This is a genomic window from Undibacterium cyanobacteriorum (assembly GCF_031326225.1).
Taxonomy (GTDB): domain Bacteria; phylum Pseudomonadota; class Gammaproteobacteria; order Burkholderiales; family Burkholderiaceae_D; genus Undibacterium; species Undibacterium cyanobacteriorum.
Map to the genome: position 1 here is coordinate 3,076,332 of NZ_CP133720.1, position 15,068 is coordinate 3,091,399.

Below are 15,068 nucleotides of genomic sequence, written 5' to 3' on the forward strand. Positions count from 1 at the left end.
TTTTCTTGGTGATTCTTTTCGCTGTTCAAGCGCCTTGCTGAGGTTTGAGTGGACGTCGATCGAGTCTTAATGAAAACTCCTCAATGGCTTACTCAACTTACAACAAAACGAGAATGCGCGTTTAACGTTAACGTAAACGTCAATCTCGCTATTGTAACGAAATCAGCAAGCTGTCTCAAACAAAAAACAATAAAAAAAGGTGGCTAGTTTCCACTAACCACCTTTTTCCACACTACTGAGCCTTTTTTAGGCAAATTCATTTGGAGTTTGATAACAACTCCATTCCGCTCATCACTGTGCGTTCATACTCATTTTGATGCCTCAGGTGCTGAAGCTGGTGACGCTGGAGCAGCTGCAGCCTTTTCAACTGGCGCCGCTACTGCAGGACTAGCCGCTTTCACTTTCGCCACATCCATACCTTCCGGTGCAGCCACCGTTGGCAAAGCCGCTTCATGCTGCTGCACCACAGGTACTGGAGCGGCAGGAGCTTTCAACCATGGCACCAAAGGGAACAAAGGCACCAACAACAAAGCCACGATGTTGATAATTTTGATCAAAGGATTGACCGCTGGGCCCGCTGTATCTTTGTAAGGATCACCAACCGTATCACCAGTCACCGCGGCCTTATGGGCTTCAGAACCTTTGCCACCGAAATGACCATCTTCGATGTATTTCTTCGCATTGTCCCAAGCACCACCACCCGTTGTCATCGAAATCGCAACGAACAAACCAGTGATAATCGTCCCCATCAACATACCACCCAAGGCGGCTGCGCCCAGTGTCAAACCAACGACGATCGGCACTGCCACTGGCAACAAAGACGGCAGGATCATTTCTTTGATGGCGGAAGCGGTCAACATATCAACCGCTTTATCGTACTCAGGCTTACCGGTGCCATCCATGATGCCTTTGATGTCGCGGAATTGACGACGCACTTCCACCACCACCGCCCCCGCTGCACGACCAACGGCTTCCATCGCCATCGCACCGAACAAGTAAGGGATCAAGCCACCGATAAACAAGCCAACGATCACTTGTGGATCAGACAAATCAAACTTGATGCTCAAACCGACCGATTCCAAAGCGTGCGTGTAGTCTGCAAACAAAACCAATGCTGCTAAACCTGCAGAGCCGATTGCATAGCCTTTCGTCACCGCTTTAGTGGTGTTACCAACGGCGTCGAGTGGATCAGTAATGGCACGAACAGACTCATCCAAGCCAGACATCTCAGCGATACCACCGGCGTTATCGGTGATAGGACCGTAGGCATCCAAGGCGACGATAATGCCGGCCATCGACAACATCGACGTGGCAGCCACTGCGATACCGTACAAGCCACCGCCGTATTTGTAAGAGACCAAAATCGCCACGCACACTGCCAACACAGGATAAGCGGTCGACTTCATTGATACGCCCAAACCCGCGATGATGTTAGTACCATGACCTGTGGTTGAGGCTTCTGCGATATGACGCACTGGTTTGAAATCAGTCCCCGTGTAGTACTCAGTGATGTAGACCATCAAACCAGTCAAGGCAATACCAATGACAGAGGAAATAATCATTTGATTCCGGAAAGCTTCATCTTTGAACAGCATGAAGGTGATCGCCACAAAACCAATCAAAGACAAGCCAGCTGCCCACCACAAACCTTTGTACAAGGCGGACATAATCTTTTGACCTGGTGTGTGCTTCACGAACGCACAGCCAATAATCGATGCTGGAATCGATACTGCACCGAGTAACAAGGGATAGAGAATTGCTTCACTGACCGCATTGGTCACCATCAAGGCGCCCAACAACATGGTGGCGATCAAGGTCACCACATAGGTTTCAAACAAGTCAGCCGCCATACCTGCGCAATCACCAACGTTATCGCCTACGTTGTCGGCAATGACCGCTGGATTACGTGGGTCGTCTTCCGGGATACCGGCTTCGACTTTACCGACCAAGTCAGCACCCACGTCAGCACCTTTAGTGAAGATACCGCCGCCGAGACGCGCGAAGATAGAGATCAATGATGCACCGAAAGCCAAGCCGATCAAGGGTTTGATCAAATCATGGGTTGGTGTTGCGCCACCTTTAGTGAGAAAAATATAGAACACGGCAACGCCTAAAAGACCTAAGCCTGCTACCAACATACCCGTGATAGCGCCGCCTTTGAAAGCGACATCCAAGGCTTCATTCATGCCTTTGGTTGCGGCTTGTGCCGTACGCACATTAGCGCGCACCGAGACGTTCATACCGATAAAGCCACAAGCGCCGGATAAAACCGCACCAACTAGGAAACCCATCGCGGTGGTTAAGCCCAAGCCTGGCAACACAGCGATGGCGATAAATAAGACTGCGCCGACCATGCCAATCGTTTTATATTGACGCGCCAAATACGCTGCTGCGCCTTCTTGAATCGCATTGGCGATTTCTTGCATGCGAGCGTTACCCGCATCATGTTTCAAAATCCAGCTTCGAGTGAATAAGCCATACAGCACTGCTAGTACACCACAACCTACAACAATCCACAGACTATCTACCATGTCGACTCCTCCAATTTTTCCCGGTGTTCTACGAAACTTTTTTACTTAGTCATTGCCTGCCTATTTTTTGTGGCGAACACTTTGAAGTGAGCCACAACAAGCGACTTTTTCGAATAGACCAGCAACTGTTTTATTGGCCAGCTTGGCTTTGTGAGCCTCACCAACTACGTTTTAAAACTTCACGAAAAATGCGTCCAACAATTACTTTTAGTGCTATAAATCTTGCTGCGTACTGCTCGGAATACCTAATACCTGTTACCTATTTCTTTAAAACTCAATTATTCTCTTGCTCTACACGCCTCCCTCTTCATTTCATTCTCATTTTTAATTGCTTCTTAACTGCCGCTTTAGTTTGACTCGATGAGTTCTTTCATCGGTTTCAATTATCTGATTAGCATCAACACAGACGAAAAAAAAGCGGACGAATTGTCCGCTTACTTTTACTCGCTCAATGCCGCGAATGCCGCATCACGAATGGACTCTACTGGTCCTACACCAGCGATCTTGCGATACTTTGGTGCACCTGGTTGACCAGACTTCGCCCAATCACCGTAGTAGCTCAACAGCACTTCTGTTTGATCGTGATATACGTTCAAACGCTTCTTCACTGTTTCTTCTTTATCGTCATCACGCTGAACCAGATCTTCACCTGTTTCATCGTCTTTACCTTCGACTTTTGGTGGGTTGAACTTAACGTGATAAGTACGACCAGAACCAGGGTGTACGCGACGACCACTCATACGTTCGATGATAGCGCTGTCTGGTACATCGATTTCAAGCACGTAATCGATCGCTACACCAGCTTCTTTCATTGCATCGGCTTGCGGTGTTGTACGGGGGAAGCCGTCAAACAAGTAACCGTTAGCGCAGTCATCTTGTTTCAAACGTTCTTTCACCAAACCAATGATGATGTCATCTGACACTAAACCACCGGCGTCCATCACCTTCTTTGCTTCGATACCGAGCGGAGTACCGGCTTTCACTGCAGCACGCAACATATCTCCTGTAGAGATTTGTGGAATGCCGAACTTTTCCTTAATGTAATTGGCTTGCGTGCCCTTGCCTGCTCCGGGTGCTCCCAACAAAATAAGACGCATTTTTTTTCCTAGACGAGTTTAATTATCTTGCACAGGTCGACGCTAATGGACTTCAGCGCGAACTTTGAAATCATGACGACCGAACGATCATTTATTATGCTTATTTTTATCGTTACTGCCTATTTTCATAGCACAGCGTCAATGATTTTTAATCTTTACGAAATTTACCATAGATTTTTGGGCTTGAAATGCTTTCCGCTCACAAGATTCCCATTTTTTGCACAGTGTTTAAAAAAACTGTCTTACACGTTGCAAATCTTCTGGTGTATCAACCCCCACCGCTGGGGTATGGGCAGTCACATGCACTGCAATATCGATGCCATTCCACAACACCCTCAACTGCTCTAGCGCCTCTAATTGCTCCAGAGGTGAGATCGGCAAGCTCGGATAGGCTTGCAAAAATTGATTGCGATAAGCATAAAGCCCAATGTGCCGTAATGCTTGGAAACCTTCCGGCATCTGTGTCGTCGATTTCGCAAAGGCATCACGCGCCCATGGAATCACCGCACGTGAAAAGTACAGCGCGCGTTGATGCTTGTCGAGTACGACTTTAACGATATTGGGATTGAACACTTCTGCGATGTCATGCAGCGGATGCGCTGCCGTCGCCATCGGCGTTGCGGCACTGACCAAGGCTGCGGTGTCGGCGATCAACTGTGGATCGATCATAGGCTCATCACCCTGCACATTCACCACCACCGCATCTTCACTCAACTGCAAGAGTGCCGCCACTTCGGCAATCCTATCGGTGCCCGAAGGATGGTCAGCGCGGGTCATAAAAGCTTGCACGCCGTGTTCGGAACAAGCGCGCACGATCTCTTCGTGATCGGTTGCGACGACCACACGCTCTGCGCCCGATTTCAGTGCTTGCTCTGCGGTGCGCACCACCATGGGTTTACCACCGATGTCGGCCAAAGGTTTATTCGGCAAACGCGTCGACGCCATCCGCGCCGGAACGATCACGGTAAAGCTCATACGGATGCGCCTTATTGTGAATCGCTGGACTGCGCGTTACCATCCAAGCGGCGTGCTTGGTCTTCCCACATGATAGGGATGCCATCACGAATCGGGAAGGCAAGTTTGTCGGCCTTACAAATCAATTCTTGAGCGGCTTTATCCAACTCTAAAGGTCCCTTGCACACTGGGCAAACCAGAACATCAAGCAGGCGCGAATCCATGTTTCTTCTTCTCCGAAAGCAATTTAAGTAGTTGCGGGCCGAATTGTTCATCCAATTGCGCCACCACAGGTACTACCCAGATACGTGGGTCGTCTTTCAAACCCACAATTTGCCGACATTTTACTGCATCCTTCTCTGTGATCAGAATGATTTCTGCGGTACGCCCCTCAAAAACGCCCGCATGAAAAGCGTAATGATCGGGCAAAGCTAGGCTTTCAAAGTCGAGTCCGGCAGTCCGCAGCAGCTCAAAAAAACGTTGTGGATGACCGATGCCGGCAGCGGCTAACACGGACTTTCCGGCAAATTCTTGCAGCGCGCGTTCTTGTTGTTCAACGCAAAGTTGACGGGCTTTGCCTGCGATCAAGCGCATCCGCATGACATCGTCGCCGATGCCGTCCACCTTCACTTCAACATTCGAATTCAAAATTGTGAAATCGCGGCGACGTTTCGCCGTCTCGCGCAAGGGGCCCGCTGGCAATAAAAAGCCGTTGCCAATGCCACGCTGATCGAACATGATGATTTCAATATCGCGTCCTAAACCGTAATGCTGCAAACCATCATCTGCAATAATCAAATCAACAGTAGCATGTTGTTGCAAGAGTGTTTGTGCCGCCAAAGCGCGGGATCGCGAGACAAACATGGGACAGTCAGTGTGCTGAGCAATGAGCAGAGGTTCATCTCCAACCTCACTCGCATTCGAGTTCGCACTGACTTCGAGCACCTCGTCCTTCGTCCTGCCGTAACCGCGCGAAATCACGCCGGGATTCCAGCCATGCAAACGTAAATACTCGACGAGATAGACCACCATCGGCGTCTTTCCCGTCCCCCCAATGAAAATATTGCCGACCACGATTACTGGTACCGGTACTTTCAACTGCGGACGATAGCCCATCACATACAAGCCAAATCGAAAATTCAGCAAAGCGCCATACACAAAGGCGAGTGGTCGCAGCACTTGCGTTAGCAGTCCGCGCCCCATCCAAATCTTCCACAACAATCGCTCCACGTGCACCGTTCCTTGTTTTCGTAACCTATTATCCCGTCATTGCAATCGAACCCGTGCAAAGAGAACGTTCTAAGAAAAATGGGAAACGCGATGACGTTTCCCAATGAATTTCAACTCTTTTCTCTCGTGCTCGATTTGCCCTTGCTACTACTCAAGCAAATACCTCAATCATGGACGCCAAACTCGAGAAGACATCTCTGACGACGCCTCTCATATGTCCAACTCTACTTCGTCGAACTTGATGCTTGCGCTGCAAAGGTCACTTTGCCTAAACCCGCAATTCGCGCCGCTTCCAAAACATCAATCACAGACTGATGGCTAGTGGCGCGGTCGGCATTGATAATCACCACAGGATCAACCTGCCCTTTGCCTGCACCGAGTGCATCTGCCGCTTTGCGCAAATCCGTCGCCAAGGTTGCGGTATCCAGAAAACTCACGGCCTCACTATTGATTTTGTAGCGACCTTGCGCGTCGATTCCAATTTCAATTTGGCTCGGCTTTTCTTGCGCCTTTTCAGCATCTGCCGTCGGTAAAGTAATCTGTAATTCGGTAAATCGACTGTAGGTAGTAGTGACCATTAAGAAGATCAAAATCACCAGCAACACGTCGATAAAAGGGATCAAATTGATCTCAGGATCTTCTTTTCCCAAGCCTTTTCGAAATTTCATATTCTTATCTCGATTTCTTAGGATTGGATTACTTACGTGTGCTGTGAACCACGTCGACAAATTTCACGGCCTGCTGTTCCATCTCAACAACGAAACTATCCACCAAAGCGCGGAAATGGCGATAGAAAATCATCGCTGGCATCGCAATCAAAAGACCAAAACCCGTATTGTAAAGTGCCACGGAAATACCATGCGCTAACTGTGCGGGATTCGCACCCGATGCATTTTGCGAACCGAAAATTTCAATCATCCCGACCACCGTACCAAACAAACCCATTAGCGGTGCCAAGGAGGCGATCGTACCCAAAGTCGTCAAATACTTTTCAAGATCGTGAGCCACTGCACTACCTGCCTCTTCGATCGATTCCTTCATCACTTCGCGTGGCGCATGTACATTGCGCAAACCCGCAGCCAATACACGACCCAAAGGAGAATTCACAGCGAGCTGATCGACGACTTCCTGACGAATTTTACCGTTTTGGTAGACACGGATGACTTCTTCCAACAAGGTCGGAGGCAAAATTCTTTGACGTCTTAAGGATAAGGTCCGCTCAATGATCAAAGCCAACGCAATAATTGAAGAAACCAACAACAAATAAATCGGCCAACCCGCTGCCTGAATAATCGCAAACAAAGGACACTCCTTGAAAAACAATGAACACTGGTTCACCCAAACTTTTTTTCGACGAATTGACGTCCATTCGCCGAATCAATACAAGCTCGCAATGTATCGTGTTGTTGCGTCGTGGGCAAGTAGAACGCATTGATTATTTTTGCGTTAAGGATAAACACATCACCGGCTACAACACTAGGAATCGCAAGAGAAATAAAGCATTAACATTAAGACATGAATGAGTTCTCCACATAAAGTCACGAGTTTTTCACATTTTCTGTGAGCAATTATGTGGATATCTGTGGAATCTTTTATTAAGTCTTTGATTTCAAAAGAGAGACTAAGCCCGCTCGATTTTTAAGCAGATCGATAATTTCGCCTAAAATTCGCGCAAATTCATTTCCGCATGGAATTTTTTACAGAGACGTCGCTATCTCTGCGAGGATATTCACAGTTTTGCACACAAATTGTGGATGACTTTGTGAACAAGCTTTTTACATTTACATAAGTCACTGAATATAAAGACAAAAAGTATGCTGCGTAGTTTTTCATCACGGGTGCATTTTTGATTAATAACAATGCATTGATTGCCAAATAAATAATTAAATGGATTCCAGATCGTTCAATCAAAAGAAGTTTTGCACAGGAATTGTGGATAAGATTGTGAACATTCTGGGTAGTTTTCGCTAAGTGAATGATTTCATTGGAATTTAGTTTTGTGCACCAAAAATCAGCAAAACTTGTTTTAATGCCACATGGAAATATTTCAACAAACTTGCACAGATTTCTGTGGATAACTTTGTGAATAATCCTTCTTGCACAGCACAAAATCTCATCCAATTTAATTATTCGAAATCTTTTTTACATGACACAAATTTAACAAAACTATAAAAAATCCTTTAAAATCATTAAGTTAAAGAGAGTAATTCAAGACGATTTTCATTTTCATCGCTAAGTTGACCTGAAACTCCCCTATAATGCCAACTTGTGGACATTTACTGCAGCACACCCACCATGATCAACTCTTCATTGTTCGAAACTCCGACAAAAACCGAACGCATTTTGAGTGTTTCCGCGCTCAATCAAGCGGTAGCGCGGGTACTCGAACAAAATTTTCCGTTGTGCTGGATTTCTGGTGAAATCTCTAACTTCACACGCGCCTCGTCAGGTCATTGGTATTTCACTTTGAAAGATCAAGACGCACAAGTACGAGCTGTCATGTTTAGAGGTCGTGCGCAATATGTCTCCTTTATGCCGCGCGAAGGCGACAAAGTGGAAGTGCGCGCCGTTGTCAGTCTATATAGCCCACGCGGAGACTTTCAAATTAATGTTGAAAGCATGCGTCGCGCTGGTTTGGGACGCCTTTACGAGGACTTTCTTCGCCTAAAGGCGAGTTTGGAGGCTGAAGGGCTCTTTGCCACAGAAAACAAGAAGATGATCCCACGCTTCGCCAAGTGTATTGGCGTCGTGACCAGCTCCAATGCAGCGGCCTTGCGTGATGTTTTAACAGCGTTAAAACGACGCGCCCCCTATGCTGAAATCATCATCTACCCCACCCCAGTGCAAGGCGACGGTGCCGGGGCGAAAATCGCTCAAGCCGTTGCAACAGCGAATGCCGATGCGCGTTGTGATGTGCTGATCGTATGTCGTGGCGGCGGTAGCATTGAAGACTTGTGGGCGTTTAATGAAGAAGTACTCGCTCGCACCATCGCGCACTGCGAAATTCCCGTAATCAGCGGAGTCGGGCACGAAACAGACTTTACCATCTGTGATTTCGTGGCCGACCTCAGAGCGCCAACACCAACTGCCGCGGCCGAACTGGCTTGCGGTGCCCTGGATGAATGGGTCAGCCACATCGCTCAGCTACAAAGACGATTACAAACGCAGATGCATCGCACTCTCCATCTACAAATGCAACAACTCGATTGGTCCTCGCGACGACTTACTAGTCCGCTCGCAGGTCTGCAATCAAAACGTCAGCAACTCGATATTCTGAATCGTCGTCTCAAAGCTGCGCTACAAAGCCAAGTACCAAACTGGCGAGCTAAATTAAAACACTTAGAGCAAAACTTGCGTCTCGCAAAACCACAGGTGTCTCTACTTCAATTACATCTAAAAGCCGAAGCCACGCGAATCAATCGATCGATGCAGGGCTTGCTCGAACGTCAACATATGCGAGTGGGACAACAAAAGGAACACTTAGAGCTCCTTAACCCACAACGGACTCTAGAACGTGGCTACGTCATCCTGTCTGATGCGGAGGGACAGCTCGTACGTCGTGGCGCAGACCTCAGCCAAAAACAAAAACTCACTCTGAGAACAGCCGTCGATATCACCGAAATTGAAGTGCAAACGGTGCAAACCCCTAAATAGCGTAGGGCTATCTCATCGAAAAACTCGCGTGCTTGCTGCAGCTCGACGCACAAAAGCTTACAATACCGAATTCACGCGTGGGCAAGCTTCTCGCTTGTCGCGCTCAGTCCCTTACTTTTTACTAGGATAGGAAAACACATGGAACATACTTTGCCAGCTTTGCCTTACGCGATGGATGCTTTGGCACCACACATCTCTCAAGAGACATTGGAATACCACTACGGCAAACATCACCAAACATATGTGACCAACCTCAATAACATGATCAAGGGCACAGAATTTGAAAACGCTAGCTTGGAAGAAATCGTCAAGAAATCATCTGGCGGCGTATTCAACAATGCCGCACAAATCTGGAATCACACTTTCTACTGGAATGGCCTGAAACCAAACGGCGGTGGTCAGCCGAGCGGCAAATTGGCTGACGCGATCAATGCGAAATGGGGTTCTTTCGATGCCTTCAAAGAAGCCTTCACAAAATCTTGCGTTGGCAATTTCGGTTCTAGCTGGACTTGGTTGGTCAAGAAAGCTGACGGTAGCCTCGATATCGTCAACACATCCAATGCAGCAACGCCTTTGACAACAACAGATACGCCATTGCTGACATGCGATTTGTGGGAACATGCTTATTACATCGATTACCGCAACGCTCGTCCAAAATACTTGGAAGCATTCTGGGCATTGGTGAATTGGCAGTTCGCCACTGCAAACTTGGGATAATTGACGAGAGTCGTACAGCCACCCAGTTCAGTCGGAACTAAAACAAAAGGCCCGAGGTCTATGACTTCGGGCCTTTTTCCATTCCGTACAAAATCACACTCAGCATACATAAAATGACTTCACAAAACCATAGCATTCGCCCTATACGAACCACTCTAAGCAAACTACTATTGTTGATAGCAGCCTCCGCCCTTTCGACGACAAGTTTCGCACAAACTGGATCGCAGGCGGTGCGTGACTTAAATTATCTAGCAAGCGAAACTATGCAAGGCCGAGGCGTTGGTAGTGAAGGAAGTGCACGCGCCGCCGACTACATCATAAAACGGCTCAACGAATTGGGCCTCAAGCCATGTGCAAAAGAATTCGTTCAAGAATTCACTTTCAAAGATCGCAGTGGCAACGATAAAGTTGGTAAGAATATCGTGGCCTGTCAAGCCGGCACAAATGCCACGAATGCCACCAATGTCACCAATGGCAAAGCAGATTATTTGGTTATCTCAGCGCACTATGATCACCTCGGTATGCGCGACAAAACGATTTATTTCGGAGCGGACGATAACGCCTCAGGAGTTGCCGGCGTACTTGCTGTTGCCGAGCAATTCAAGAATACGCCTCCCAATAACCATATCGCTTATGCATTCTTCGATGCTGAAGAAATTGGTCTCAAAGGGGCGATGGCTTTTGTTGCGCAGAATCGCATTCCGGTCGAAAACATCATCGCCAATCTCAATTTCGATATGATCGCACGCGGTGACAAGAACGAACTCTTCGTGAGCGGCACCCATCAAACGCCTGCATTCAAACCTGTGCTTACCTCACTCAATGGCATTGATGGAATTAAAGTCTCATTCGATCACGATAAGCCGGAACAAAAGCAAGACGATTGGACGAATCAGTCCGACCACTACGCTTTCTATCAACGTAGCATACCTCATCTCTACTTCGGCGTTGAAGACCATGCCGACTACCATAAACCTAGTGACACAGCGGACAAAGTTAATCCTAAATTTTTCGACGGTGCGGTCAACATTGTTCGCACAGCCGTGCGATTGATCGACGCAGCGGCAAGCAAAGTTGACTTCAGAAGTGAACGAAAAAAATACGCTAATCGAAACAACTAGTCATGACTTCTCAGTCACGGAACTCAATCGATTTACGCTGACATAACAAAGAGCCCAGTTATTCTGATGACTGGGCTCTTTTTTTTCGACATAGGCGATCTTGCTTGCGCTGTTAGTTGCAACGACAATCGATCCACAATTCACTTATGCTCTTTTAATCGCTATCGAATCTCCTGCATCTTCGCGGGAAACAAAAATGCTTCCAGCATTTGCGACCAAGTTGGCTCTTTTCCATACATACGAATACCCAGAGTAAACACCCTTGTCGCCGCCGATTTGAACCACCACAAACACGCCAACAGCAGAACTAGAGCGAGCCCCCATTGCCACAATGGGACTGCGGTATGCGCCATGCGCAATGGCATCGCCGCGAACGACGTTAATGGGAACATGCTCAAGATCTGCATCATCAATCCCTCTGCATTATCGACGCCGCTATAGGCGAGGCCGACTGGAACCGCTGGTAAGAACATCATAATGCTGCGACTCGAATGATTCGGATCATCAATGGTTGCAGCGAAAGCCGCCATAAAGCTATTCACTAACAGCAAACCCAAAGCAATAAAGAGCACCGCACTCAGCATTTCGAAGGCGGTGATAGGAAGAGATAGCTCGGATTTTCCGTTGAATGTCGCCACACCCTTTACGAAGATGAAAAAGAACACTCCATAGGTCAACATAGTTTTCAAACAGAACAAGGAAATTCCGAGTATCTTCCCTTCTATCCAATGGCTTGGTGTGATGAGCGTTAGAAGCTGCTCCGTCACACGATTTTGTTTTTCGCTGGTGATCCCAGTAAAGAGATAACCAAATCCGGAAAAAATTCCCATGATCAACAAGAACAACAAGGCGCCACTCACCACATCGCGACCACGATCATCTTGATCTTTATTGTCTGTCTTCAGTGCGTGCACCACAATTTCCGGTAAATCCGTAATGCTTTTGCGTTGCGCATCATCGAGTGGCAAGGCGGCGATTAAACGTTGCTGCTGCCATGTTTGAAGCTCTGCTTTGAGTTTCGACTGCCAGCTTGCTTTCTCTTTCACCGTCAAAATCAATTGCCCGTGCTCACTCTCGATCACGGCATGCCAAGATTCTCCGAGATTTTTAAGAACGTTGTCCTTACCATCTGGCTTCAACTGTGTAAATTGATAGCCTGCAAGCTTAGGCGTTGGCCCATCTACCAAAACAGCAACTTGATAGTCTTTATCGAGTATTCCTTTCAGAATCGGCCAAGCCATCGAGACGCCAAAACCAAGCAACATAAGGCAAAGCGAAATGATCTCCTGTTTCCATTTGAAATAACGCTTGAACTCAAAGACTGCGATTGTCCATACATTCATTATCGTTCTCCCCTCGCCTAGTTTTGTCCGAGCTTGGACATATCTTGCAATTCCGTAGTTTCTTGTTGATCCGCACCGGGTTGCAGTTGAGTGTTTTCCGAATTCATTTGGTTGTGCTGCTGCACAGCGCTTAGATAAAGTTCATGCAAACTGGGTCTTTGTCGGCCAAAATCTTGCACTTCACCGATCGCCATCAAGTCTCTTAACAAATCATTGACACTCAAATCCTGTGTCGGCGTCAGAACAAATTGAAATCCCTCATCCACGGCTTCGAGCGTTTCAATCGATGCGCAGGCTTTCAAGGTATCAAGCGCTTGCTTGCTAGCGAACTTCACGGAAAATTGTTTGGCGGGACTCAACTGCTCAATCACTTGCTCCAAATTACCTAAGGCAACCTGTTGCCCTTTGTTGAGTAGAAGCATGGAATCCGCCAAGCGTTCGACCAATGCCATTTGATGTGCACTCAACACAATCGTTGTTCCAGCGTCGCGCAGCTCACTGAGAATCGCTACGACATGTTCTTGATTAATGGGATCAAGGCCCGAAAAAGGCTCATCCAGCACCAAGAGTTTGGGCTTGTGCATCAAGCAGCTAATTAATTGCACCTTCTGTTGATTACCTTTTGAGAGTTTTGCTAGATTGTCCTTCGCCTTTTCGACGAGGTCCAAACGGGGTAACCAAATTTCCAACTGGGTCTTGATGTCCGCCATTGGCATACCGCGTAAGCGACCAATGTATTGAAGGTTTTCAGTCACTGTCTTATCAGGATAAAGACCGCGATCTTCAGGCAGATAAGCAAAACTACTTTCTGGCAAACGCGACAGTATTTGTTGATCGACACGGACTTCGATCTGACCGGCATCCGGGAGCGTGAGCCCGACCAGCATACGAATCAGAGAAGATTTGCCAGCTCCGTTCGGTCCTAATAGAGCGAAAATTTTCCCCGCTTGCACGGTAAAACTTAAACCACGTACAGCCTTCACCGTTGCGTAGTTTTTTTCTATCGCGGTCAGCTTAATTTCAACCATAGATGTACTCCTTTATATTCCCAACTCGACAGGCAGGACAATGCTGTCTCGAATTGAGCGCTATCATAAATCGAAATGAAAAATTCAGAAGAAACAAGCGACGAAGTACGACTAGACGTGCATCAAGTACGTCTAGTCATCGTTATCTGTGGGAAATTTGATTTGTGGGGCTGAGGATCGCCCCTCAACCTCGAAACCGATAGGACGAGCCTTCCGACCTCTCTGAACTTGCTGAGCTCTATTCAGCCTTTTTAAACTTGAAGATCGGCGCCAGAAGACGATCGTACATCTGGTAAAGCGCCAACACCACTGCGCCTGCGACTACACCGAGAACCACATCTGCAAGCGGGCCAACCAAGACTCCCAACACGGGGCCAATCAATGACACTGACTGAGCGGACTCGGCTAAGTGATGGGAAAATTCAGACACAGCATGAATACCGTGGCTCAAAATACCCCCACCGACCATGAACATCGCAATGGTACCGATCACCGTCAAAGCTTTCATCAGCCACGGAGCAAAAGCGACAAAGCCATCTCCAAGCTTGCGTTGCAATCGGCGCCAGAAGGAATCGTCCTGATTGCGCAACAAAAAGAAACCAATATCGTCCAGTTTAACGATCAAACCAACAAAACCGTACACGCCGACGGTCATGATGAGGCCCACACCCGTCAGCACCGCAAGCTTCTTCGAAAACACTGCATCAGCCACCGTACCCAAAGTAATGATAATGATCTCTGCACTTAAGACGAAATCTGTACGGATGGCGCCTTTGATTTTCTCTTGTTCAAAGTCAACCAGATTGACATCGGCGCTGGCCACTTGTTCTAAAAGCTCTTCCCTCTCCGCTTTCTCTTCTGCCTCACTATGCAAGAATTTGTGCGCTAATTTTTCGAACCCCTCAAAGCACAAGTAAGCACCACCCACCATTAAGAGGGGCATGATCGCCCATGGGGCAAGCACGCTCAGCAACAAGGCGAGTGGGATGATAATCAATTTATTTTTCAACGAACCCTTTGCAACAGCCCAAACAACGGGTAACTCACGCTCCGCGCGGACACCATTCACCTGTTCCGCATTCAAAGCAAGATCGTCTCCCAGTACGCCTGCAGTTTTCTTCGCAGCAACTTTGGTCATCAATGCGACATCGTCCAATACGGTTGCAATATCATCGAGCAGGGTCAATAAGCTAGCGCCGGGCATAATCAATTCTTCTATTCTGTTAATAAATATGTTGAGAACTAATCATTCGCCGTACCTATTTGGCAAAATGATCAGAACGCTAAATTCTACTGTAGATAAGTCCAAACTCAGCCTAATTTTTATTGGTTAATTTTTTTTCGTATCACCATTGCCAAAAACCCGAGGCAATCAATGAACTTCCTGCTATCA

At 47.5% G+C, this 15,068-nt stretch carries 13 protein-coding genes; 3 read left to right on the top strand and 10 right to left on the bottom strand.

All coding sequences use genetic code 11. The features are described from left to right. Positions 1 to 308: 308 nt before the first annotated feature. From RF679_RS12920 to RF679_RS12950, 7 genes are all read right to left on the bottom strand, one after another. Positions 309 to 2,531: a sodium-translocating pyrophosphatase gene (locus tag RF679_RS12920; RefSeq protein WP_309481043.1), complete on the bottom strand. Its 2,223-nt coding sequence runs from the start codon at positions 2,529 to 2,531 to the stop codon at positions 309 to 311. 440 nt (positions 2,532 to 2,971) lie between these two features. Then, positions 2,972 to 3,628 (bottom strand): adenylate kinase, encoded by a 657-nt coding sequence (gene adk / locus RF679_RS12925; protein WP_309481044.1) that lies wholly within the window; start codon positions 3,626 to 3,628, stop codon positions 2,972 to 2,974. A 228-nt stretch (positions 3,629 to 3,856) separates the two neighbouring features. Further along, positions 3,857 to 4,603: a 3-deoxy-manno-octulosonate cytidylyltransferase gene (gene kdsB / locus RF679_RS12930; protein WP_309481045.1), complete on the bottom strand. Its 747-nt coding sequence runs from the start codon at positions 4,601 to 4,603 to the stop codon at positions 3,857 to 3,859. An 11-nt stretch (positions 4,604 to 4,614) separates the two neighbouring features. Beyond that, positions 4,615 to 4,806, bottom strand: a complete 192-nt coding sequence (locus RF679_RS12935; protein ID WP_309481046.1) for a Trm112 family protein — start codon at positions 4,804 to 4,806, stop codon at positions 4,615 to 4,617. Next, complete coding sequence (lpxK, locus tag RF679_RS12940) at positions 4,787 to 5,812, bottom strand: tetraacyldisaccharide 4'-kinase (protein ID WP_309481047.1); 1,026 nt, start codon at positions 5,810 to 5,812, stop codon at positions 4,787 to 4,789. The genes RF679_RS12935 and lpxK overlap by 20 nt, the downstream gene beginning before the upstream one ends. A 224-nt stretch (positions 5,813 to 6,036) precedes the next feature. Continuing rightward, entirely contained in the window at positions 6,037 to 6,480 is a 444-nt protein-coding gene (locus tag RF679_RS12945; RefSeq protein ID WP_309481048.1) for an ExbD/TolR family protein, read from the bottom strand. Positions 6,481 to 6,508: 28 nt separating this feature from the next. Then, positions 6,509 to 7,114, bottom strand: a complete 606-nt coding sequence (locus RF679_RS12950; protein ID WP_309481049.1) for a MotA/TolQ/ExbB proton channel family protein — start codon at positions 7,112 to 7,114, stop codon at positions 6,509 to 6,511. 993 nt (positions 7,115 to 8,107) lie between these two features. On the opposite strand from RF679_RS12950, the gene xseA reads away from it, so the two are divergent. The 3 genes from xseA to RF679_RS12965 all read left to right on the top strand — a co-directional run bounded on the left by xseA (position 8,108) and on the right by RF679_RS12965 (position 11,304). Beyond that, complete coding sequence (xseA, locus tag RF679_RS12955) at positions 8,108 to 9,466, top strand: exodeoxyribonuclease VII large subunit (RefSeq protein WP_309481050.1); 1,359 nt, start codon at positions 8,108 to 8,110, stop codon at positions 9,464 to 9,466. 138 nt (positions 9,467 to 9,604) lie between these two features. Next, positions 9,605 to 10,183 (top strand): superoxide dismutase [Fe], encoded by a 579-nt coding sequence (gene sodB / locus RF679_RS12960; RefSeq protein ID WP_309481051.1) that lies wholly within the window; start codon positions 9,605 to 9,607, stop codon positions 10,181 to 10,183. A 230-nt stretch (positions 10,184 to 10,413) separates the two neighbouring features. After that, positions 10,414 to 11,304, top strand: coding sequence for a M20/M25/M40 family metallo-hydrolase (locus RF679_RS12965; RefSeq protein WP_309481052.1), 891 nt, complete (start codon positions 10,414 to 10,416; stop codon positions 11,302 to 11,304). A gap of 161 nt (positions 11,305 to 11,465) precedes the next feature. Here the strand turns inward: RF679_RS12965 and RF679_RS12970 are convergent, their stop codons facing one another. The 3 genes from RF679_RS12970 to RF679_RS12980 all read right to left on the bottom strand — a co-directional run bounded on the left by RF679_RS12970 (position 11,466) and on the right by RF679_RS12980 (position 14,879). Beyond that, positions 11,466 to 12,647: an ABC transporter permease gene (locus RF679_RS12970; protein ID WP_309481053.1), complete on the bottom strand. Its 1,182-nt coding sequence runs from the start codon at positions 12,645 to 12,647 to the stop codon at positions 11,466 to 11,468. A 17-nt stretch (positions 12,648 to 12,664) separates the two neighbouring features. Continuing rightward, complete coding sequence (locus RF679_RS12975) at positions 12,665 to 13,675, bottom strand: ABC transporter ATP-binding protein (protein WP_309481054.1); 1,011 nt, start codon at positions 13,673 to 13,675, stop codon at positions 12,665 to 12,667. Positions 13,676 to 13,913: 238 nt separating this feature from the next. Then, a complete protein-coding gene (locus tag RF679_RS12980; protein WP_309481055.1) occupies positions 13,914 to 14,879 on the bottom strand; it encodes a DUF808 domain-containing protein in 966 nt (321 codons plus the stop codon). Positions 14,880 to 15,068 lie beyond the last annotated feature (189 nt).